This is a genomic window from Bradyrhizobium liaoningense, from assembly GCF_018130955.1.
Lineage (GTDB): Bacteria > Pseudomonadota > Alphaproteobacteria > Rhizobiales > Xanthobacteraceae > Bradyrhizobium > Bradyrhizobium liaoningense_C.
Genome location: NZ_JAFCJM010000012.1, coordinates 114,476 through 137,073, shown reverse-complemented (window position 1 = coordinate 137,073; position 22,598 = coordinate 114,476). Strand labels below are relative to the sequence as shown.

Below are 22,598 nucleotides of genomic sequence, written 5' to 3'. Positions count from 1 at the left end.
ACTAAACCTCAGTAAGTTCCTGCATGAGTGCCTTGGCGGAACGAAGGTCTGTTGTTTCGAAGCCTTCCGTAAACCAGCCGTAGACGGAACCAAGAAGGCCTCGCGCGTCGGCCGTCCGGCCCTGGTCACGCCAAAGCCGAGCCAGACTCATGGCCGCACGTAATTCAAAGGATTTCGCGCTTTGGCTTTGTGCCAGCTTGAGCGCGGCCTGCAAGTAACTCTCGATCTCCTCAGCTGGAGCCCCACGAACGCGGTGCAGTTCGCCATCAATGCATGCAAGTTCCGCCTCCCACATATGTTCTTCGTTGCGCGCAGCAATGGCCTTCGCTTCGGCCAGGGTGGCCAGCCCGTTTTCGTCGTCGCCCAACTGGTGGTACATCGACGCGAGCATCGACAAGTACCGGACCTGGTACCAACTGGCTCCGAGCTTGTCCCGCTCGTTCAGACTGAGGCGCATGAGCGCTAGGCCGCCCTCCACGTTGCCTTCTCGTGCCATTGCCCAACCCCGCAAGATCAGGCCGCTCAAGCGCCAATAGTTCAGGCTGTGCTGATCGGCAAGATCGATGATGGCCTCGGCATGCGCATGCACGGCCGCCATGTCACCCATCAGCTCCGCAGGCCCCGCTCCGCCATAGACCTGCACGTGCGCGGTAAGGTTCGTCTGATTTAACTCCGCAGCGTATTCAAACGCCGCGCGGCTGGTCCTCAGGGCCTGTTCGGGGTAACCTAGGATCCAAAGCACAATTGCCAAGTAGGGTAACGCCGAGGCCTTCGGGTCATGTACATAATGAACTGGCGGCGGCCGGTGCGTGTCCGGCTGATAACGACTCAAGATCGTTTCGAGCTCCGAGCGGGCCGTAAGAAAGTCGCCGGCATGCATGGCGGTGAGGCCCGCCAACCGATGTGTAGCTAGTTCAAGTGCCGCGTCGCCGGTGTGCTCGGCGGCGCGCTGCGCCTCGGCAACAAGACTCTGCATGGCACCAAAGTCGCCGCGCACGAAGTGGAAAATGAACTTCCCGCTAAGAGTAGCGAACAAGGCACCCGTGTCATCGAGTTCATAACAGAGCGCGTGAGCCCTGCTGAAGGCTGTGCCCAGTTGCGGAGCCGTGTATCCGTGAATGGCAATCAGCGGACCTCCGATCGCCGTTTGCAGCGCGAGTTCCTGTCGATCGCGTTCCGGTCCTTGTGGATTGGACTTGAGTGCCTCCAATCCCTTTGTAAGGTGAGTGATTGCTTCGAGATTGGCGGAACGTCCCGCTGCAATCCGGCCGGCACGCAGCCAATAGCCGACTGCCTTTCCCGCCAGCCCGCCCTGCGTGAGGTGCGAAGCTATCGTCTCCGGCTCCGCCTCCGCACGGGCAGGATACTGTTCTTCGAGAGCTGCAGCGATGCGGGCATGTATCTGCTGCCGCTTGTTCTTTAAGAGGCTCTCATGCGCGATCTCTTGGACCAGTGCGTGTTTGAAGCTGTAGCCAATATCCGGAGGTGCTCCACGACGGAATATGAGCTCGGCTGTTAATAGCTCATTGAGAGCACGCTTGAGCGCGTGTTCGTCGAGCGCTGTAACTGATCGCAGAAGGTCGTGTCCGAATTCGCGCCCAATGCAAGCAGCGATCTGGGCGACTTCCTTGACCGGCGCCAACCGATCGAGGCGGGCCATCAATGAGTCCTGCAGCGTGGTCGGGATCGCCAGCGGCGGCAACGGGCCTATCAACTCATAGCGGTTGCCCTGGTCTTTGAGCAGTCCGGATTCAACGACGGCCTTGGTGAGTTCCTCGACAAATAGCGGCACGCCATCAGTTTTAGCCAAAATCTGCTCAAGCACCTCTTGTGGAAGTATTTTGCCGCCCGTGATCCGGTCTACTACAGCCGCCCCTTGCCTCCGGCCTAGTCGGCTTAATGAGAGCGCTGTCACGTGTCCATGACCTGTCCAGCGCGGAACGAACTCCGGCCGGAAGGTGACAATCATCAGAATCGGGAGTTGCTGCACCTCCTCAACTGCGCGGTCGAGGAGTTCAAGCGTGGAGGGGTCTGCCCAATGGACATCCTCGTACACGGCAAGCACCGGCTGCCTTGCCGCCAAGCCTTGTATCTGCTCCAGGAGGGCCTGGAACGTTCGTTCCTTCTTCTGGTGTGGACTAAGCGCAAGCGGCAGGTATCGCCCACCTCCTGGAATTGCCAAGAGGTCAGCAAGAACCGGCGCGCTTTCGTGCACGTCGTTTGTAGCAAGAGCGAGCATAGCCTCGAGCTTGTCGAGCTGTTTTTCGGGAACGTCCTCCCGTCGTATTCCCGCTGCCCGTTCAAGCAGGCCAATAATAGGATACAACGCGGTATTGGTGTGGAACGGCGAACAGAAATGGCTCAGCGGCGTGTGCGGCGCACCTGCGAGGTGATCGCGCAGGGCCCGCACGAGCCGTGACTTGCCAATCCCAGCTTCGCCACCTAGCAGCACTATCTGTCCCTCTCGCTCTTTTGCCTGCTCCCATCGGTCCAAGAGCAATGCAAATTCTTGGTCCCGCCCGACCAACGCGGTCGTTGCCATGCCGTGCTGGGCGTCGAATCGACTCTCGGCGGCGCCCTCACCAGTGACGAGCCAGGCCTGTACCGGTCCAGGAAAACCCTTAAGAGGCACCGTGCCGAGATCGCGGTACATGAAAGCTTCGCCGAGTAGCCGGCGCGTTGACTCGGCAATCACGACGTCGCTGGGCTCGGCCAGACCCTGCAGGCGTGCGGCCAGGTTCGGCGTCTCACCGATCACCGCGCGCTCGCGAGCCTCTCCCTCGCCCATCAGTTCGCCGACCACGACCAGACCAGTTGCAATGCCGACGCGAGCGGCAAGCGCTACGCCGCCCGGCTCGGTAAGGGACGCGACCGCCTTGGTCGCTCGAAGTCCGGCGCGGACGGCACGCTCCGCCTCATCCTCATGCGCCCGCGGCCAACCGAAGTACGCGAGAACGCCGTCGCCCAGGAACTTGGCTATGTGGCCTTCGAACCGGGCGATCTCGCCCGCTACGGTGTTGTGGTAGGCCTGCATGAGGTCACGCAGTTCCTCTGGGTCGCGCCCTGAGGCGAGCGCGGTCGAACCGACCAAGTCGACGAACATGACGGTAAGCTGCCGACGGTCCGCCTCTGACGGCAGTGCCGGCCTTATCTGTCCAGCTGGCTCGTGAGCATCAATGGAGGCCGGAACGATCGATGATGAGCGCGCTTGAATCGCCATCAGCACGGTCTTCCGCGGGCCGAGCGGCAAGCCAAGTTCGCGCAGATCGGCTTCAGTCAGCTCTTGCACGACATCAGGCGTGACTTCGGCTTCCTGGAACGCCTGAGTGTAGCGCTCCAGCCCGAGACCGCGAAGCCATTCCGCTATATCCACGCGAAGTCTCCTCGCGCGGCGCCAGGCGATTGGACGGCGAACTCAGTTGAATGTATGTAACCTCAGCTTCAGTGAACCGTCCGCTTGACGCTCGAACACGTGAGTAGCAATTCCGCCGACGCTTTGGCGGCTCCCGTCCGGTCCGTCGGCCGTCCATTTTGCCGTACCGTAGACGACCTTCTCGTCTCCACCCGCGTCCATGATCGTTAGTTTGTGGTCAGTGAATCCGCCTGAGAACAGCCCAGCGAAGAACTTTTCGATTTCATCCAGACCCGATATGACCTCGTGCGTTGGTGGTAGCACTTTAGCGTTCGAAACATAGGCTGCGGCGACCGCCTTAGAGTCAGCTTTGTTGAACGCCGAATCCCAAGCGGCATAAGCCCCAGTAATTTCGGCTCTGACGTCGAAGCTCGTCGAGGGGGCCAAGTTCGTCATGATTCCCTCCCTCAGGTTAGCCTTGTGACCGCCGCATCTTATCAGTGCTGGGCAGTGCACGAAATCGGAACGTGTAGAAACCGCGTGCTATTCTAGACCCAGGATCTAACGAAGGCACACCTCCATACTTCCGCTCGGGGTCAAAACCAGCAGCGGAAGCGACCGGGGCCCAACGTCTTGCGTACCGCGATAGCCGACGTGACGACCGCTCACGGTTTGACGTAGCTCCACCCCTGTTCCTGCAGTTCCATGACGCGGACGACACCGGATTTAACGACCGTCGCCTGTGCAATCAGGTTGATGTCCTTGTTCTCCGCCTTCCGCATATTTTCCTGGGTGTTGCCACAGGCTTTGAAGGAGATTTCCGGATTGCTCAGTGCGAGCACCTCGATGCGCGCCTTTACCGGCGACGTGTCCTCGCGCAGCATGTGAAGGCCAGGGCCAAAGGTGATGACCTCGATCGACACTGCCTCACCGAGGTCGCGGTAGTGTTGCGCGACGTTGGTCGCATTGTTGAGCGTGAGGTTCATCATCGCCGGTTCGTTGGAATTGACCTGCAATATCAGCTGATGCGGCTTCCTGGCGATTTCGGGTTTTGTCGCCAGAACCAGGCTCGTCTTGCCCGCGAGGACTTGCTTGCTCGTCTGGTTCTGCTCCGGCTTTCTCGCCTGCTTCTGTCGAACCAGCTGCTTTTGACTGCTCGCTTGGCTCTTCTCACTCGCCTGCGGGATCACCTGGTTGCCCTGCTCTGCCCGCGCGGTTGGTCCGACCAGGAGCAGCATCGCCAAGCCGCTAATGATTCCTATCGCCGACTTCAGATTGATCATCTTGTGTCTCCGTTTCATGACCGTCACCTTCCTGGTCTGGCGACGGTATGTGGCCATTTACACGCAGCCGCCATTTTTTCGCGCACGTTCTTGAAGCCGCTGAGCAGGAAATGTCCCTCCTGCGCCGCGCCAGTGCGAGGGGAAAGACGCACAACGATGCTGCCGTCGTCGGGCAACGATTGCAGCAACTGCACCATGTCGCCGCGGAAGGCGACGCCGGAGCCGAACGACGGCGAGGCTGCCGCAAGTTGCACTGGCGGATCCGCATTGAGCCGATAGGAGATGGCGTATTCGTTGGCGCTGCGCGACACCGCCGGCCCTGCAACCATGACTTCGGTGCGGCCCTTGCGGCAGTGGATCGCGAGTTGCATCGCGGCACCATCCGAGCCGCCAACTGAAGACGTGGTGGCGGTGGCGATCGGCGAATAGTCGACGGGTGAGGTGGTCTCGCTGACCAGCCAGCCTTCGTCCGACGCCCGCCGATCAGGCGCTGGAATCTTACGCGACAAATTCTGCAGACACTCCAACCGGGCTGGTTCCTCCATCGCCGAACAAGCCCGAAGTGTTTCCATGGGATCGCCCGTGCCCTGCGCCTGAGCTATACCGCAGGCAACGTTGAAGGCGACGGCGAGCGGAGGAGCGGCAGTCTTCATGGCGGCGCCTGTGCGCTGCGCGCCTTGCGATCCAGCCATTCCTGCGCGGCCTGGAAGCGGGTGAGGCCGGGGACGCTTGCGGCGAGATTGATCGACTGCCATTTCGCATCAAAGCCTGGTGCCTGCAGGCGGTCAATTCGCGAGAACAGGTACTCGACAAAGCGCGCCACGCGTTGATAGCGATTCGAGCGTGTCGGCCAGTTGAACGCAACGAGCGCTGTCGGCACCGCGATGGTCGAGACCCGCTCACCCTGCTTGATCAGATTGGGATACTCTTTCGCGTCCAGGCTCGCGGGCAGGTAATAGTCCTCGAACCTTCTATCGTATTGGACCGGGAGAAACTTGAATCCCGCCTCCCAGCGACCGCGCACGAAGGCGTCGACGGGTTTCGATGTGATGAACACGACGGCCGACATCTCGCCTTTGCGCATCTGCTCCAGGGCAACCTGATGCGGAATGAACGTCTTGTCGACGTCGATGCCAAGACGGCTGAAGATCAGCGGCCCAGAATAGGCGGCTGCGGTGCCCTGGGTATTGAAGTTCACTTTCTTGCCGGCAAGATCCTGCAGGCCCGTGATCTCCGGGCGCACGAATATGTGCAGCTCCGACGGGAAAAGATTGAGCAGGTAAGTGATGCGGCTTTGGATCTGCGGTACCTGAACCTTGTACTCGTCGAGCGCGTCGGAATTGATGATGGCGGTATCGACACCGCGCAAATAGAGCAGCGCATTCAGATTGTCGGTGGCGCCGCGGGTGACGATCGGCAGGAGATGCAGGTCTGCTCCATCGTCGACGACGCGAGCCATTTCCGCGGCGAGGCGGATCGGCGCGCCCTCGAGCAGGCCGCCGGCGAGTCCAACGGTCCAGGCGTTCATCCGGTCTTTTTCGTTCCCTTGCGGGAGGGGCCGTCGGACCAGTTGTGCATCGGCCTTGGCGTTTTTCTCGGTTTGTGCTTGCAGGCAATCCGGCTGAAGCATCATGGTGACCGCTGCCAACGCGGCGAGCAGGAGCGACGAGGCTGACCTTGGCAACTTGTTCATGTCGTTCCTTTCCGGATCATCCAACGCAACCTTTCGTCCCGCCGGAATGCAATAAGTCCATTCTCAGCGAAGCAACGCATCCAGCCGCTCCTTCGCTCCGCGAATACCGCCCCTGTATGCCTTTGCGTAGAGCTCTCGCGCCTTGGCCGCCTCGCCGCGCGTTCCATAGGTGCCCCAGGCGGATAAAACCGCGGGATCATATGTCTCCGCGAGCATGAAACTGGCCTGCGCAATGTCCTTCTCGGCCGCGAGCTCAAGCACAATCCGTGCTGCACCAATATTCCCCTGATCGAGCAACGCCCTGGCGCGCGGGATCAATCGGGCCTCCGCCTCATTTTGGTTCGAGACGATTGGCGGCTCCGCTACGGTCGCTTCCACGTTCCGCTTCGCCGGCGAGCTCGGGCCTTCATTTGTCTGCTCCACGGTGGCGCGCTCGTCAGCGGGGCGCGACGCCGATGCAAGCTCTCTCGCAGCGGCCTCGGTCCTGTTCCGCTCCTGTTGCAGCGACTGCCGCAACGCGGCGATTTCTCGGTCCGCGGCCTGTCTCTGCTGCGAGGCAGCGTCGCCCACCTCGCGCAATTGCACGTTCCGGGTTTCGATCTCGCCGCGCATTTCGCCAAGTTCGCTCGCCAGCGCCGTGGCGCGCGCCTGCGCCTCTTCGAGAGCACGGCGCTGTTGTTCGGCGTTGGTCGTTGCCGCCTGCGCTGCCTTGACCTCCGCAACGAGGGCGACGCTCTTTTGCCGCTCCTGTTCCAGAGACTGCCGCAGCTCCGCGATCTCTCGTCCCGCCGCCTCGCTTTGCTCCGCCGCGGCATCGTCCGTCATGAGCGAGCCGCGGGGTATTCCAGCCAGTTCGCTCGCGAGTGCCGCGGCGCGTGACTGCGCCTCGTTGCGTTGTTGCTCGGCGCTTGCCGTCGCTGTCCGCGCGACCTTCGCCTCCTTCGCGAGCAGGGCGCTCTTGTCCCGCTCCTGCTGCAGAGACTGTTGCAGTTCTGCGATCTCCCGCGCCGCCGCGTCTCTCTGCTGCGCGGCCACATCGTCCGCGTTGCGCGATTGTGCTTGACGCGTGTCGATCTCGCGGCGCGCTCCGGCAAGTTCGTTCACCAGCGCGGTGCTACGGGCTTGCTCCTCCTGAAGAGACTGCCGCAGCTCCTGCGCAGCAGATTCCGCCGCGTGCATGCGCTGAACCGTGTCGTCCTGGGCCCTGCTCGGCAGTGCTGCCGTGGTCTCCGGCCCCGCGCGGGCGTCGTCGAATTTGCTCGTCAGTGAGGTGGACTTCGAACGTTCCTGCGGGAGAGACTCTTGCAGCTCCCTGGTTGCCGCCAGCCTGAACTGGTTCGCTTCGTTGTCCGGCTTGCTCGTCAGTACGCCAAGCTCGCCGCGGGGCCCGGCCGGCTCGCTGGCGAGTGCGTCACTGCGCGGAGCGTCTTCGTCGAGTTGCTGCCGAGGTAGCACGATGGTTGCCGACAGCACCTGCATCATTTCCGGTCGCTGATCGAGGCCCAGGGCGCTCCCGCCGCCGAGACGCGTCATTTCCGGAATCGTTTGAGTGTTAAATGGGTCGAACACACCGAGCAGGGCCGCCCCAACGAGGACGACAGGGATCAAGATCATGGTCGCCGAGAGCGGACCGTCCGATTGTTCGTCCTCTGGATCGGCATCCGTGGCTACGGGATACCAATACGTCGGTGCAGTATTGATTGGAGAGCCATCCTTCCAAACCCATTTGCCCGCGTCGGGCGACCAGTGGGCAACCTCAACAGCCCCGGTCGCACCTTCTATCCAGATGTCTTCTCCGTTCCTCGGTGCAGTATCAATTGGCCGGCGCATGTATCACGCCTTTTTCGATAGCGAGTACAATGGAGCGATTGCTCCGCCAGCTCGCATAATTTCGGCACTCAATCAGAACACGCTCAGATCGAAATGATGTCGCAACAGCTCGGCGGGCGAGCGCCCCGAATTAAATATATAAATTAAATCAATAAATCATATAATTTGAGCCAAATGGGAAGTCAAATTAAATCATCCAAAACCGCCCTGATGGGACCGCGCCCTAGGACTCCTTGTCGGGCTGCCGGTGCATCTCGCCGCTGGAGACCAGCAGCACCGACACGCCGGACTGCCGGATGATGGCGTCGGCCACGCTGCCAAAGCTCAAGTGCTCGGCCTGGATGCGGTCGACGCCCATGACGACGAGATCGACGCCGGTAGCCTTGATTTCCCGGAGGATCGCGGTTTCCGGCGCGGTGTTGCTGCGCAAGGTCGTGGTGATGTCGACGTCGTAGCGTGCCGCGAGCGCGGCGGCATCCTTCAGGACGCCCTCCTTCTGGATCAGCGCTCGCGAGGCGGCACGCCGCACGCCCTTGTCCCGTGTCGTCGCAACATAGATTACGCGCAGCGATCCCGACGCGGCCTGCGCCAGCGCAACCGCCACCTCGGCGCCCCGCCGCGACACGCCGCTGCCGGACACCGGAACCAGGATGTTGAACGATCCGGGCATCGGGCCCTTCAGATGATTGCCCTTGCCGGCGACGATCGCGAGCGGTCCTTCAAACCCGGCGGCGATATCTTCGACGTTCCGGTCGAAGCGGTCGCTGGTGGAGATAACCTTGTCGACACCGACGAGCAGGAGGTCAAAACCCTTTTTGGCTTCCTCGCGGATGGCTTCGCCCAGCCTGGCCTGGCGGGCCCGCGTGGTGACATCGACATGGCCGATCGCTTCCTCGGTGCTTTCCCCGGCCGCCACGGCGGCTTTCTTCACCACCGCCTCGTGGCTCTCGTCTCCGGCGCGATTCTGCTCCTGCTCCTTGGCCGGGCGCCCGATGTGCAGCACGGTGACCGGCAGCCCGCGCGCCCCGCCGAGAAGCCCCGTGATATGCGCGGCGAAGGTCGCGTTGGCGCTTTCGTCGACCGCCAGCAGCATGCGTTCGAGATTGGCGACAAAGCCCCGCTTCTCGAACTCCTCGCGCTCCAGCCGGTCCTCCTCGTCCTTGCTCAGGGGAAGCCGCGTCAGCGCCGCGCGCAGCATCGGCGGCATCGCCATCGTCGTCACGATCGCCATGGTAACGATCATCGTGAAGAGGTTTTGGCTGAGCACGCCCATCGACAGGCCGATGGTCGCGATGATGACCTCGGTCGATCCGCGCGCGTTCATGCCGCTTGCCAGCGCCAGCGATTCCCGCGTGCTGAGACCGCCCATCGTGCCGCCGACGAAGGCACCGCCGAATTTGCCGACGCTGGCGATTACGACGAGCAGCGCCGTCAGCAGCAGCAGGTTGGGATCGCCGAGCACCGACAGATCCGCGCTCAATCCGGCGAGGCCGAAGAAGACCGGCATGAAGAAGCTCGAGATCAGGCCACGCAGGCGCTCGTCGATCTGACGCGTCAGGATCGGAGATTCGCCGACCAGAATGCCGGCCACGAAGGCGCCGAGCACGCTGTGCACGCCGATCAGATGTGTGATCAGCGCCATGGTGCCCATCAGGAGCAGGATCACGGTGATCACCGGTGCGGCGCTGACCAGATTGTCGTTGGCCCAGCGGATGAGCTGAAACACCAGCCAGCGCCCGACCGTGAAACTGACGGCGAGGAAGGCCAGCGTTCCCAGCACGGCCTTCGCAATCGCACCGAATTCCAGCGTGCCCTGGGACGCGAGGCTGAAGATGATCGCGATGATGATCCAGCCGATGGTGTCGTCGATGACGGCGGTCGCCACGATGATCTGGCCGACATTGCGGCGCATGAAATTCATCTCGCGTACGACCACGGCGACGATCTTCACCGACGAGATCGACAGCGCGGTGCCCATGAACAGCGACGATACCAGCCGCTGCTGCGGATCGGGCAGAAGCGCTTCGGGAAGGAATTCGCCGAGCGCAAAACCGCAGGCGAAGGGCACGACAATGCCCGCGATCGAAATCGCGACCGCGGCCTTGCCGACCTTGCGCACCAGCCTGAGGTCAGTCTCCATGCCCGTCAGCAAGAGAAGCAGCAGGATGCCGAACTGGGCGATGCCGTCGATCATCGCCTTCTGCTCGGGCGTCCTGGGGAAGATCGCGGCTTGCGCCTCCGGCCAGATCCAGCCGAACAGCGACGGCCCGAGAATGATCCCGGCCAGCAGTTCGCCCATGACCGAGGGCTGGCCGAACCGCTGCATGATCTCGCCGAGCCCGCGCCCAACCGCGATCAGCAGCACGATCTGCCCGATCAGCAGGAACTCGGAGGGTCCGGTAGACCTGTGGCCCTCCGCGGCCGCTGCCATGGTCGCGGCCAGAAGCACCGGGCTCGCAAGGACGACCGGCCGGAGCAGGCTCAACTGCATGTGAGAGGCTCTTCTCTTCGCGCTATCGCGACAGGAATAGAACCCATTTGGGTCGAACGGAGTTCCGCTTTGCGGCGCCTTCACCTATTGGTTTCGAGACCATTTCGATGGTATTTGGCTCGAGAATCAAAATGCGAGTGAGGAATGACATGCCACTGCTCAGCGACAAGGACGCCGCAGCCCTGGGAGTCCATACGCGCCACGAGCAGATGGAGAATGGTGAATACCGCTTTCGGCTCACGGCCGCTGACGGTACCGCCTATAGTCGCACCGTCGGCGGCGAACGAGGCGGTTGGCAGAATAGCCACTTTCACGAGACAGTCAGAGAGACCTATATCGTCCAATCTGGCTGGATGGCCTTTGCTCAACGAATAGAGCAGAAGGTCACGCTTCAAGTCTATCGACCGAGCCAATTGCTGACGACCGAGCCGCGGGTCAGCCACAATGTCTATCTTCCCGCCGGCGCCGTGATTCACACCGTGAAATATGGTGGTGCGAACCAGTCAGATTGGCATGCTGACGCAGAGCTGGACAGGATTACCAAGGCCGTCACTGAAGATCAGATGGTGCACGCCGCGGGCGAGATCATCCATCTGAGTCTCGTGGGCCTCGAGTAACGCTCCTCCGCCGCCGATCAACCCGGCTGCGCAGCCGGACTGCGGATCTCGCGCGGCAAAATCATCGCCGCCGCAATGGCGAGCAGGCAGAGCGCCGCAAAGGCATGCAGCATGGTGACGAAGCCGCCCTGCTCGTAGAGCCATGCGACCAGGCCTACGGACGCGCCGGCGGCGGTGAAGCCGACGAAATAGCGCACCGCATAGGCGCGCGAGCGCCACTCTTCGGTGGTGTATTTGCCGACCATGGCATCATTGACCGTCACCTGCCCGAACGCGCCCATGACGATGCCGATCGAGACCAGGATCAGGGGCAGGTTCTGCAGGCTCGCCGCCAGGTACAGGAACGGCGCCAGCATGAAGGACAGCGGCAGCGCCACCGTCTTCAGCGAGTAATGATCGAGCAGCCGGCCGATCGTGTACTGCGTCATCGCGCCGAACACATAGACACAGGCGGCGATCACGCCCAGCAGCGCCGGGCTGCTGGTGAGATCGGCGAGCCGCTCCGCAAACAGTTTTGGCAGCGCCACGGTCACCGCGTTGAAGGTCGTGGAGATCGCGATCACCACGATCAGCAACGCAAGGATCACGCGCCACATGTCCTGCTTTGCGACGCGCGCCTGCGCCGCCGCCTGCTTCGTCCCCTTGCGGTCTTCGTGCACCACGGTGAGTGCGAAGACGACACCGATGAGCATCGTAACCACGCCCGGGATGATGAAGGCGTATCGCCAGCCGAGATATTGCCCGATCACGCCGGTGACCAGCGCTGAGGACGCAACGCCGAGATTGCCCCAGACGCCGTTCAGCCCCATCTCGCGGCCGAGCTTTTCGGCATAGGAGACGATCATCGCGGTGCCGACCGGATGGTAGATCGAGGCGAAAATGCCGATCGCGAGCAGGGCTGCGCCGAGCTGGGCCGGCGTCCGCACCAGGCCGACCGAGACCATGGAAGCGCCGATGCCGAGGAAGAAGATCAGCATCATGTGGCGGCGACTCCAGCGGTCCCCGAGCCAGCCGGTGAGCAGCGATCCCGCGCCGAACGCCACGAAGCCGGGCGTCGCGTAGGGCAAGAGCTCCGAATAGGCCATGCCGAGTGCCGGCCCCATGATGATGACGGCGGCGGCAAAGATCAGCATCGAATAGTGGTCGATGAAGTGCCCCGCGTTGACGAAGCTGATGACCCGGCCGGGGCTGTTCATACGGCGTTTCCTCACGGGCCTGAATCTTTGCCCTGAAATGAGTTATATGTCGGAGCCATGACGGGATGCCGCCAATGACTATCGTCGAAACGCCAATCAAGGCAGTTCTGGGAAACCGCCGCTCGACCGCCGGCGTCCATCTGGTCGCGCGCGACTATGCCAAGGGCACAAGGCTCGATCCGCACATGCATCGCGAGGCGCAGCTCGTCTACGCGGCCAGGGGCACGATGCAAGTGACGACGCCCAAGGGCCGCTGGCTGGTGCCGCCGGACCGCGCGGTCTGGGTGCCGTCGCGGCTCGAGCATGCCATCGACGTGCTCGCCGACATCGAGATGCGCACGCTCTATTTCGACCTGCCCTGGCTGAAGCGCGAGCAGCGCGATGAGGGCCTGACCAAGGAATTCGTGGTGCGGGTATCGCCGCTCCTGCACCAGGCGATCCTAGCGCTGTTCGATTCCCGCAACACGCCGGAGCGCACCGAGCTCCTGGTGCGGCTCGTGATGCTGGAATTGCACCAGGCCGGGGATTCCGCGACCTTCGTTCCGCTGCCGCGCGAGCCGCGTTGCCGGCGCGCGGCCATGATCGTGCTCGACGATCCCACCGCCATCCACGAGATCGAGACGCTGGCGCGCGCGGTGGGAACCTCCGTCCGCACGCTGTCGCGGCTGTTCTCCGCGGAAACGCAGTTGACGTTCAAGAGCTGGTGCCAGCGCGCCCGCGTGGCCGCCGCGATCGAACGGCTGTCGACGGATGCCAATGTCTCGGTGAAGCAGCTTGCAGCCCAGCTCGGCTATGCCAGCGTTCCCGCGTTTTCGGCCGCGTTCCGCCAGGTCACCGGACGGACGCCGACGGAATTTGCAAGGAAGGTGTAGTCACACATTCCGCTGTCATTGCCCGCCTTGTGCGCAATTGCGCACTGGGGCGGGCAATCCAGTATTCCAGAGGCAGCGCGGCTTGAATCGATAGGCCGCGGCGTACTGGGTGCCCCGCCTGCGCGGGGCATGACAGCGTGCCATTGGATGCATGGCACAGCTAAAGATGCAAAAGTCTTACGCTTGATTGTGATCGGCTTCCGCCCAAATCCTGTGTAATCTTCCGCACCACGCAGATCCGGATACGAAAGACCGCAAGAAAGACCAAATGGCCAACGCCTTCTTCTCCGACCTCCTGACCACGATTTCCGAGCGCGGCCGCACGTTGCTCCGCCGCGCCGGTGCCTCGGACACCAGACAGGATGCGGGAGGCATGATCGCGCTGTGCGATGCCCTGCTCTCGGGCGCGGGCGAAGCCTCCGGCACGGCCATGGCCCGCGAGGTGCTCGATCTCTACCAGGACCTCGATACTGCGGAACGCCGCGCCTTCTTCGAGGCCTTGGTGCGTGATTTCGGCCCCAACCGCGAAAAACTGGCGCAGGCGGTCGAGAAATGGCGGTCGCGGCCGAGCGACGAGGACGCGAGCAGCCTGCATTTTGCGTCGGAGCCGCGCCGGCAGGAATTGATCCGCCGGCTCAACCGCGCGCCCGGCGGCACCGGCGATCTCGTCAACATGCGCGCCGACCTGCTCGGCATGATGAACGGGCACACCGATCTCGCCGCGCTCGATCGCGACGTCGTGCATCTGCTTTCTTCGTGGTTCAACAGGGGGTTCCTCGTGCTGCGCAGGATCGACTGGTCGACACCGGCCAACATCCTCGAAAAGATCATCCGCTACGAAGCCGTGCACGAGATCAGCGACTGGGATGATCTGCGACGCCGCATCGATCCGGTCGACCGCCGCTGCTACGCCTTCTTCCATCCCGCGATGGTGGACGAGCCCCTGATCTTCGTCGAGGTCGCGCTGACCGAGACGATCCCCGGCGCAATCGCGCCGCTGCTCGCCGTCGACCGCCCGTTGGTGGCAAGCGAACGCGCGCGCACCGCCGTGTTCTATTCGATCTCCAACACCCAGCGCGGCCTTGGCGGCATTTCCTTCGGCAGCTTCCTGATCAAGCAGGTGGTCGAGGAGCTGCGCCGTGAGCTGCCAAAACTCGATACCTTCGTGACGCTGTCGCCGGTGCCGGGCTTCATGCAATGGCTGCAGCAGGACAAGGACCTTCCGCTCTCGGACGAGGATCGCGAGGTGCTGAAGCATCTCGACGAGCCAAAATGGTTCGAGAACGCGGAGACGACCACGCAGTTGCGCAGCGTGCTGGAACCGCTCGCCGCGCACTACTTCCTGAAGGCGCGCACGCCGAAGGGCCGGCTGATCGACTCCGTCGCCCGCTTCCATCTCGGCAACGGCGCGCGGCTCGAGCGCATCAACTGGTTAGGCGACCTCTCGCCAAAGGGGTTGCGCGAATCCGCCGGCATCATGGTCAACTACCTCTACCGCCTCGACGATATCGAGAAGAACCACGAGGCCTACTACAATCAGGGCGAAATCGCCGCCTCGAGCGCGGTGAAGAAGCTTTTGAAGGGCGAGGGACGGCGGCTGCTGGATATGCGGCTGTCGTAGCCGGGCGAGAAGTTCGCCGAGGCGTAACGGGAATTCATATCGCCCACGATCGGCACCGCACCTGCCCTCGCCATGCCCAGATGCGGCATGACGAGGGACCAGGCTCTTACGCGGACTCGGGCCGCAGCCGCAACAGCGCTGCGGGAAGATGCGCGGAGAGCCAGGCCGCGATGGCGCGCTCCTTGCGGTGGTAGAACAGACCGGCGGCGATCACGGCGATGCCGATCAGGGACAACGCGAAGGGAAACAGCAGCGAGTCCTTGAACACGACGTCCGCGAGATGTCCGAGATAGAGACACACGCCGAACGCACCGAACACCGCATAGGCACGACGCATCAGGATCACCGCGAGCGCGAGCAGGCCGGCATTGAACAGGCAGTAGACAGCCCGGCCCAGTTCGGTCGCGCTATCGGAGGCCGTGATTGCGCCCCAGAAAGTCATGAGGCCGAACAGGTGCAGCCAGAAGGCAAAGTCGGCATTGCGGCTGCGACAGTCCACGGTCCAGGCCACAACAAGGACGGCAAGACCGAACCAGATCGACACCTTGCGCTGCAGCGCGAAATCGGCGTGACCGGTGCCGGCAATCCATAGCGCGAGATCCATCGACATGAACCAGAGCGCGAACGCGATCAGCGCGACGATGAAGCGAAAGCGGTAGAAGCGCTGCGCGATGACACCGGCCGCGATCGTCGCGATTTCCATGAAGACCCAACTGCCTTTGATCCAGACATAGAGGTCGTGCATCGTGCCGGGCTTGCCGAACTTGCCCCACACGCCGAACATGTCCTGGATGCCGAACACCGCGAGCGGCGCCATCGAGACCGCGACGGCGACCAGCAATCCGCCGGGAACGCGCAAATTCCTGTGGTGCCAGAGGTGATGCCCTGCCGCCGTAAATCCGATTCCATAGGCGATCGCGCAGGCCGTGAGCGCCCCGCCCCCCATCTGCGAGAACGCCACGGTCGAAAACAGGCCCATGGCGCCGATCACGATCAATGCACCGGCGCACCAGAGCAGATGCGCGGCATCGAATCTTGCCGTCGGCCCTGCGCCGCTTTCCGGTGCTCGGACGCTGCTCGACAGAAAGGCGAGCAAGCGCTCCAGATCAGTCGCGCTGATCACGCCGGCATTTGCCGCACCCTGTAGATCCCTGGCTGAATATTGCATGTGACTATCGTTTCCGTGCTGTCGGGCGTGGCGGCTCGCCGCCGCTCCCGCTGGAGGACAAAGCTCATTCCACCGGGTTAGTGTAGCGAAACTTGAGCAACGCTCAATAAAATCTTGAGCAACGCTCACAAGAGGTCGTGAACACGCCCGGCAAGGGGCGGAAGGGTCTGGCTGGCCGAGCCCGCTACGCCGCTAAGGCCTTCATTTCCTTATAGAGATCCGATTTCCCTTCGAACCCGATGCCGGGCAGATCCGGCATGGTGATGTGGCCGCTCTCGACGCGCACGCCGTCGGGGAAGCCGCCATAGGGCTGGAACAGGTCGGGATAGCTCTCATTGCCCCCCAAGCCGAGGCCGGCGGCGATGTTGAGCGACATCTGGTGCCCGCCATGGGGGATGCAGCGGCTCGGCGACCAGCCATGGGTCTTCAGCACTTGCAACGTGCGCTGATATTCGCAGAGGCCGTAGGACAGCGCGCAATCGAATTGCAGCCAGTCGCGATCAGGCCGCATGCCGCCATGGCGGATCAGGTTGCGCGCGTCCTGGTGGCTGAACAGATTTTCGCCGGTCGCCATCGGCCCCGGATAGAACTCGGCAAGCGCCGCCTGCAGCGCATAGTCGAGGGGATCGCCGGCCTCCTCGTACCAGAACAGCGGATAGTCCCGCAGCATCTTGGCATAGGCGATCGCGGTCTCGAGATCGAAGCGGCCGTTGGCGTCGACCGCGAGTTGGGCGTCCCTGCCGATCTCCTTCAGCACCGCCTCGATGCGCTCGCGATCTTCGGTGATCGGCGCGCCGCCGATCTTCATCTTCACGACATTGTAGCCGCGATCGAGATAGCCGCGCATCTCGCCGCGCAGCATCGCGAGATCCTTGCCGGGATAGTAGTAGCCGCCGGCGGCATAGACGAAGACGCGCGGGTTGGCTGTCAGGCCATGGCGTTCGGCGAGCAGGCGAAACAGCGGCTTGCCCGCGATCTTCGCCACCGCGTCCCACACCGCCATGTCGATGGTGCCGACCGCGACCGAGCGCTCGCCGTGGCCGCCCGGTTTTTCGTTGGTCATCATCGCGGCCCAGACCTTGTCCGGATCGAGATTGTCGCCGGCCGTATCGAGCAGCGACTTCGGCTCGGCCTCGAGGATGCGCGAGGCAAACCGCTCGCGGATCAGGCCGCCCTGCCCGTAACGGCCGTTGGAGTTGAAGCCGTAGCCGACGACGCGTTTCCCCTCGCGCATCACGTCGGTGACGACGGCAACCAGGCTCGTCGTCATCTTGGTGAAGTCGATATAGGCGTTGCGGATCGGCGAGGAGATCGGTTTCGTGATCTCGCGGACATCGACGATGCGGACGGACATGGCTTTCTCTCTTCCCGGCCTGCTCTCACCTCTCGTCATGGCCGGGCTTGTCCCGGCCATCCACGCCTTTGCCACAGAGCAAGTTCGAAGACGTGGATGCCCGGGACAAGCCCGGGCATGACGCCGGAATGTGAAGTGCGCGCTCGCGCTCCAACTATTTCTTATCCCTGAAATACGGCTCGACCGGCCCATGCACCTTGATCGTCAGCAGGTTGCCGTGGCGGTCCTTGGCGTTGCCAGCGGTGACGCGCACCCAGCCCTCGCTGATGCAATACTCCTCGACATTGGTCTTCTCGATGCCCTTGAAACGGATACCGACGTCGCGCGCCAGGATATCAGCGTTGTAGTACGGGCTGCTCGGGTCGACCGACAGGCGGTCCGGAAATTCGTCGCTCATGATTGTCTCGCTCACAACAGTGTTTCGATTTGGTTGCGCAGCCCTTCAGGACGCGCCGTCGGCGCATAGCGCGCGATCACCTTGCCTGTGCGGTCCACCAGGAATTTTGTGAAATTCCATTTGATGGAGGCACCTAACAGGCCGGATTGCTGGCGCTTCAGATACTCATACAGTGGATGGGCATTGCTGCCATTGACGTCGATCTTCTCGAACAGCGGAAAGGTGACGTCGTACTGCGTCGAGCAGAACTCCTGGATCTCGCGCGCCTTGCCCGGCTCCTGCGCGCCGAACTGGTTGCAGGGAAAGCCGAGCACGGAAAAACCACGCGGCGACAAATCGCGATAGAGATCCTCGAGCCCGCGATATTGCGGCGTGAAACCGCATTTGCTCGCGGTGTTGACGATGAGCAGCACCTGACCCTCGAAGCGGCGCATGGGCACCTCCTCGCCGAGCAGCGAGTTGGCCTTGAAGTCGTAGATCGCTGACATCACTACACCACGGGATCGATCGGCGACGGCGGCACGCCGCCCGCCTCGATCGCCTCGCCCGCGAGCAGGCAGAGGTCTTCACGGTAACGTCCGGACACGACGTGCACGCCGACCGGAGCCTTGCCGACCAGGCCGGTCGAGACCGCCAGGCCCGGCAGGCCCATGAAAGGAATGGCGATCTGCGGCAATTGCGCTTCCCAGACCCGCTTGAACGAGGCCTCGTCCTTGCGGTCGAGATGATCGGGGAACGGCAGCTCGCCGGAGACCGGCGTCAGCAGCACCGCGTATTTCTCGAAGAACAACAGCCATTCGCGCGTGAGCGTCGCGCGGCGGATCAGCGCCTTGGCATAGTTCGCCTGATCGAACGGCGTGACCTTGGCGCGGTTGCCGCGCAGGCACGCCAGCGCCCCGGGGTCGCCCTCGCGCTCGGCGGCCTCGAGCTGCGCCTCATAGGCATCGCCGAGCCAGAGTTTTGTCTGCCACTCGACCGGCTCGCGCATCGGCGGGGTGTTCTCGATCACCTCCACAGTCCACCCTGCCCGCTCCAGACGCTTGCCGGCGTCGCTGACCGCGGCCTTCACCTCCGGCGCGGCCGCAAGGCCGTCCGGGTTGAGGCAGAGCGCGGCGCGCTTCGGCACCGCAGGGCCTTCCAAAGGCGCCGGGACCCACCAGGGATCGCGCGGATCGCGCGCGGCCATCGCGGCGAGCGAGATCCTGATGTCGTTGATGGTGCGCGCCAGCGGCCCGGAGACGGCGCTGATCTGCGGCCCGATCGGACGCTCCGGCAGCGCTGCGTTGAAGGCGGGGATGCGGCCGACGGTCGGGCGCAGGCCGTGCACACCGCAGGCATAGGCGGGATAGCGGATCGAGCCGGCGATGTCGGTGCCGTGGGCGATGTGGCCGATGCCGGCCGCGACCGCGGAGCCGGCGCCGCCGGACGAGCCGCCTGGGGTCAGCGAGGCGTCGCGCGGATTCTTGGTGTCGCCATGGATGAGGTTGGTGGTGAACCAGCGATAGGAGAAGGCCGGGCAATTGGTCCGCCCGAGAATCACGGCGCCGGCCTTGCGCAGATTCGCGACCACGGGATTGTCGACCTTGGCGATCACGTCGCGCTGGAGCTTCAGGCCGTTGGTGGTGGCAAAGCCCTCCTGGTCGACATTGACCTTCACCGTCACGGGGACGCCCGCCAGGAGACCCGGGTCTTCGCCCCGTGCGACCGCGGCGTCGACGCTTGCGGCCTGCCTGAGCACATCCTCCGGACGATGGTCGATCACGGCATTGAGCCGGGGATTGACGGCATCGAGCCGGGCGAGCCCGGCTTCGGCGGCCTCCTTGGCCGACACTTTCTTGGACCGGATGAGGGCGGCCAGGTCGGCGGCCGACAGGCGCCAGAGATCTTGCATGACTAACTCCGTGTGACCGGGGTCTTTTAACCCCGGTTACCGGTCAAAGCCATGCGGATTCCGCAGAGGCTAAGGAAGCGAAATCAGTGCCTGGTGGCGGACTTATCGGGCATGTCCAGCAGCGCCTCGGTGAAGGGAAACTCCAGCACGATTTCGCCATCGGTGTCGGTGACCTCGATGACGGCCTCGAGCAGCGCCGGCTGCGTCCCTTCCGATTTCAGCACTTCCAAAATCATCTGGCGCGCCACTTCCCAGGCGCGATCGGGGTTGCGCAGATCCTCGCCGTCAGGATCCACGATCAATTCATCGCCGATGCGGGTGTTGAAGAAGTATCTGGGCATGCCTCATCCAATGGTGTCGCCTGTAGCTGATTGAAAGCGCCCCTGCACTCACAACTGCTTTATCCGGGTCAGGGATCACGACCCATCGTCGTTTTTTTCGTGCGCCCGGCAATCCCCTGCAAGTTTGCATCGCAGCAATTCCGCAAACTACTACCTAGGTCCCGGAAGATTTCACTGGCGAACTTTTCCGCTCGCACTAATTTAACTCCGGGGCGGATACGTCCGGTTTCGCGAAAAGGAGAGCCACAATGGCCTGGAAAGCACCGAAGATCGTCGAAGTGCCGTGCGGCATGGAAATCAACATGTATGTGAGCGCCACCCGCAAGTAAGGGTGACGATTTTGCGTTGAGCGCAGGTGGATCCTTCGGGCGCGATGCGTTCCCCGAATACGGGGAGTTGCGTCGGTCTGAGATCCACCGCGACACGTGTTTCCAGGAGACGGATTCATGCTTCGCGTCGTCGTCCTGGGCGCCGCCGCCGGCGGCGGGGTCCCGCAGTGGAACTGCGGCTGCGCCGGATGCCGGGCAGCGCGCGCTGATCTCGGGGAGCTTCAGAGAACGCAAGCCTCGGTCGCCTTCAGTGCCGACGGTGCGCACTGGTTCCTGATCAACGCCTCCCCCGACCTTCGACAGCAATTGAACGCGACGCCGCAGTTGCATCCGAAACCGGGCGCGCTCCGCCACACGCCGATCGCGGGCGTGATCCTGACCAACAGCGAGGTCGATGCGGTGGCCGGCCTGCTCTCGATGCGCGAGGGCTCGCCGTTCACGATCTATGCGCATGACAAGGTGCTGGCGATCCTGAGGGAGAACAGCATCTTCAACGTGCTGAACGAGAAGACCGTCGCAAGGCAGCCGATCGGCATCGGTGAAGCCTTCGAGCCCACCCTGCTCGACGGATCGCCGTCCGGCATCGAGGTCAAGGCGTTTGCCGTTGCCGGCAAATCAGCCTGGTATCTCGAAGGCAAGGTTCATCCCGGCGGCAGCGGCGGCGACGGCGATACGCTCGGCCTGAAGATCACGCACAAGGCTGATGGCAAGACCTTCTACTTCCTCGCCGCCTGCGCCGAGGTGACCGACGAACTTCGGCAAGAAATTTCGGGCTCGTCACTCGTGTTCTTCGACGGTACGGTGTGGCGCGACGACGAGATGATTTTGGCCGGGCTCGGCCAGAAGACCGGCAAGAGCATGGGACATGTCGCGATGTCCGGCGATGACGGCGCCATCGCGCGGCTCGCCGGCCTCGATATCGACAGGAAGATATTTCTGCATATCAACAACTCGAACCCGGCGCTGCTGCCCGCCTCAAGCGAGCGCAAGGCGGCCGAACATGCGGGCTGGCAGATACCCGCCGACGGAACGGAGATCGTGCTGTGAATGCGACGACACTGACGGGGATGACCGCACTTTCGATCGGCAAGGACATCCGTCTCAACTCGGCCGAGGAGCTCGAGGCGACGCTGCGCCATATCGGCGCGACGCGCTATCACAGCCTGCATCCTTTCCATAAGCTGTTGCACGGCGGCAAGCTGAACAAGGGCCAGGTACAGGCCTGGGCGCTCAACCGCTACTATTACCAGAGCACGATCCCGATCAAGGACGCGGTCGTGATCTCGCGCTTCCGCGACCGTGCCACCCGCGTCGAATGGCGCCACCGCATCGAAGACCATGACGGCGATATCGGCAGCGAAGGCGGCATCGAACGCTGGATCAAGCTGACCGAAGGCCTCGGGCTCGATACGGCCTATGTGGAATCGACCGAAGGCATTTTGCCGGCGACGCGCTTTGCCGTCGAAGCCTATGTGCACTATTGCCGCGAGAAGAGCCCGCTGGAGGCGATCGCGTCCTCGCTGACGGAACTGTTCGCGCCGAACCTGCACGAAGAGCGCATCTCCGGCATGTTGCAGCACTATGATTTCGTCAACCCCGACATCATGAGCTACTTCAAGCGCCGCCTGACCCAGGCGCCGCGCGACGCCAATTTTGCGCTCGACTATGTCAAGACACATGCGAGAACGCCGGAGGAGCGCGCATCGGTCTGCAACGCGCTGATCTTCAAGACCAACGTGTTGTGGGTGCAGCTCGATGCGCTCTACCACGCCTATGTCGAAGGCCACATCCCGCCGGGCGCCTTCGTGCCCAAAGGAAATTAGGAACGGCTAGGAACAGATCATGGCAGCGCCGCGTCACATCAGCGTCAGCGAGGCAAGCCGGCCGGTGCTGCCGCGGCATGCCAAGCTGAAATACGACGAGACCCGCAAGGTCTGGGTGATCCTGGCGCCGGAACGGGTGCTGGCGCCGGACGAAATTGCCGTCGAGGTCTTGCAGCTTTGCGACGGTGCGCGCAATGTCGGCAACGTGGCGGATCTGCTCGCGGAGAAGTATGCTGCCCCGCGCGAGGCGATTTTGACCGACGTGGTCGCCATGCTCCAGGATCTCGCCGACAAGGGCTTTCTCACCGAGGCACGCGAGAAGACACCATGAGTAAGACAC

General features: G+C 63.1%; 21 protein-coding genes. 7 read left to right on the top strand and 14 right to left on the bottom strand.

Annotated features, from left to right (window positions below):
• Position 1: 1 nt before the first annotated feature.
• From JQ632_RS12920 to JQ632_RS12890, 7 genes are all read right to left on the bottom strand, one after another.
• Positions 2-3,373 (bottom strand): AAA family ATPase, encoded by a 3,372-nt coding sequence (locus JQ632_RS12920; protein WP_212402704.1) that lies wholly within the window; start codon positions 3,371-3,373, stop codon positions 2-4.
• Positions 3,374-3,415: 42 nt separating this feature from the next.
• Entirely contained in the window at positions 3,416-3,808 is a 393-nt protein-coding gene (locus JQ632_RS12915; protein ID WP_212402703.1) for a nuclear transport factor 2 family protein, read from the bottom strand.
• A 209-nt stretch (positions 3,809-4,017) separates the two neighbouring features.
• Entirely contained in the window at positions 4,018-4,635 is a 618-nt protein-coding gene (locus tag JQ632_RS12910) for a hypothetical protein (RefSeq protein ID WP_249151846.1), read from the bottom strand.
• A gap of 23 nt (positions 4,636-4,658) precedes the next feature.
• Entirely contained in the window at positions 4,659-5,288 is a 630-nt protein-coding gene (locus JQ632_RS12905; protein WP_249151845.1) for a hypothetical protein, read from the bottom strand.
• On the bottom strand, positions 5,285-6,268 hold the full coding sequence (locus JQ632_RS12900) for a TAXI family TRAP transporter solute-binding subunit (RefSeq protein WP_409363483.1): 984 nt from the start codon (positions 6,266-6,268) through the stop codon (positions 5,285-5,287). Before JQ632_RS12900 ends, JQ632_RS12905 begins: the two co-directional genes overlap by 4 nt.
• Before the next feature lie 123 nt (positions 6,269-6,391).
• Positions 6,392-8,158 carry a hypothetical protein gene (locus JQ632_RS12895; protein WP_212402701.1) on the bottom strand — a complete coding sequence of 589 codons (1,767 nt, stop codon included), beginning with the start codon at positions 8,156-8,158 and terminating at the stop codon, positions 6,392-6,394.
• A gap of 223 nt (positions 8,159-8,381) precedes the next feature.
• Positions 8,382-10,649, bottom strand: coding sequence for a cation:proton antiporter (locus JQ632_RS12890; protein WP_212402700.1), 2,268 nt, complete (start codon positions 10,647-10,649; stop codon positions 8,382-8,384).
• A 149-nt stretch (positions 10,650-10,798) separates the two neighbouring features.
• On the opposite strand from JQ632_RS12890, the gene JQ632_RS12885 reads away from it, so the two are divergent.
• Positions 10,799-11,266, top strand: a complete 468-nt coding sequence (locus JQ632_RS12885; protein WP_212402699.1) for a hypothetical protein — start codon at positions 10,799-10,801, stop codon at positions 11,264-11,266.
• Positions 11,267-11,283: 17 nt separating this feature from the next.
• On the opposite strand, the gene JQ632_RS12880 is transcribed toward JQ632_RS12885, so the two are convergent.
• Entirely contained in the window at positions 11,284-12,462 is a 1,179-nt protein-coding gene (locus JQ632_RS12880; RefSeq protein ID WP_212402698.1) for an MFS transporter, read from the bottom strand.
• Positions 12,463-12,536: 74 nt separating this feature from the next.
• Here JQ632_RS12880 and JQ632_RS12875 point away from each other — a divergent pair, with 74 nt between their 5' ends.
• Positions 12,537-13,334, top strand: a complete 798-nt coding sequence (locus tag JQ632_RS12875; RefSeq protein ID WP_212402697.1) for a helix-turn-helix transcriptional regulator — start codon at positions 12,537-12,539, stop codon at positions 13,332-13,334.
• A gap of 268 nt (positions 13,335-13,602) precedes the next feature.
• On the top strand, positions 13,603-14,955 hold the full coding sequence (locus JQ632_RS12870) for a malonyl-CoA decarboxylase (RefSeq protein WP_212402696.1): 1,353 nt from the start codon (positions 13,603-13,605) through the stop codon (positions 14,953-14,955).
• A gap of 106 nt (positions 14,956-15,061) precedes the next feature.
• Here JQ632_RS12870 and JQ632_RS12865 read toward each other — a convergent pair whose 3' ends face one another.
• From JQ632_RS12865 to JQ632_RS12840, 6 genes are all read right to left on the bottom strand, one after another.
• Entirely contained in the window at positions 15,062-16,123 is a 1,062-nt protein-coding gene (locus JQ632_RS12865; RefSeq protein ID WP_212402695.1) for a hypothetical protein, read from the bottom strand.
• A gap of 184 nt (positions 16,124-16,307) precedes the next feature.
• Entirely contained in the window at positions 16,308-17,477 is a 1,170-nt protein-coding gene (gene tarD / locus JQ632_RS12860) for a D(-)-tartrate dehydratase (protein WP_212402694.1), read from the bottom strand.
• Between the two features lie 154 nt (positions 17,478-17,631).
• A complete protein-coding gene (locus JQ632_RS12855; protein ID WP_409363481.1) occupies positions 17,632-17,889 on the bottom strand; it encodes a DUF3297 family protein in 258 nt (85 codons plus the stop codon).
• Entirely contained in the window at positions 17,886-18,362 is a 477-nt protein-coding gene (locus tag JQ632_RS12850) for a glutathione peroxidase (RefSeq protein WP_212402692.1), read from the bottom strand. The genes JQ632_RS12855 and JQ632_RS12850 overlap by 4 nt, the downstream gene beginning before the upstream one ends.
• A 2-nt stretch (positions 18,363-18,364) precedes the next feature.
• The gene (locus JQ632_RS12845) at positions 18,365-19,765 is read right to left on the bottom strand and encodes an amidase family protein (RefSeq protein WP_212402691.1); all 1,401 of its coding nucleotides are present in this window, start codon (positions 19,763-19,765) and stop codon (positions 18,365-18,367) included.
• Positions 19,766-19,848: 83 nt separating this feature from the next.
• The gene (locus JQ632_RS12840; protein ID WP_212402690.1) at positions 19,849-20,106 is read right to left on the bottom strand and encodes a DUF6894 family protein; all 258 of its coding nucleotides are present in this window, start codon (positions 20,104-20,106) and stop codon (positions 19,849-19,851) included.
• A 248-nt stretch (positions 20,107-20,354) separates the two neighbouring features.
• Here JQ632_RS12840 and pqqA point away from each other — a divergent pair, with 248 nt between their 5' ends.
• The 4 genes from pqqA (at position 20,355) to pqqD (ending at position 22,589) form a co-directional block, all read left to right on the top strand.
• A complete protein-coding gene (gene pqqA / locus JQ632_RS12835) occupies positions 20,355-20,435 on the top strand; it encodes a pyrroloquinoline quinone precursor peptide PqqA (RefSeq protein WP_007595659.1) in 81 nt (26 codons plus the stop codon).
• Positions 20,436-20,552: 117 nt separating this feature from the next.
• A complete protein-coding gene (pqqB, locus tag JQ632_RS12830) occupies positions 20,553-21,482 on the top strand; it encodes a pyrroloquinoline quinone biosynthesis protein PqqB (protein ID WP_212402689.1) in 930 nt (309 codons plus the stop codon).
• A gap of 20 nt (positions 21,483-21,502) precedes the next feature.
• Positions 21,503-22,258, top strand: coding sequence for a pyrroloquinoline-quinone synthase PqqC (gene pqqC / locus JQ632_RS12825; protein WP_249151878.1), 756 nt, complete (start codon positions 21,503-21,505; stop codon positions 22,256-22,258).
• 19 nt (positions 22,259-22,277) lie between these two features.
• A complete protein-coding gene (pqqD, locus tag JQ632_RS12820) occupies positions 22,278-22,589 on the top strand; it encodes a pyrroloquinoline quinone biosynthesis peptide chaperone PqqD (protein WP_212402687.1) in 312 nt (103 codons plus the stop codon).
• Positions 22,590-22,598 lie beyond the last annotated feature (9 nt).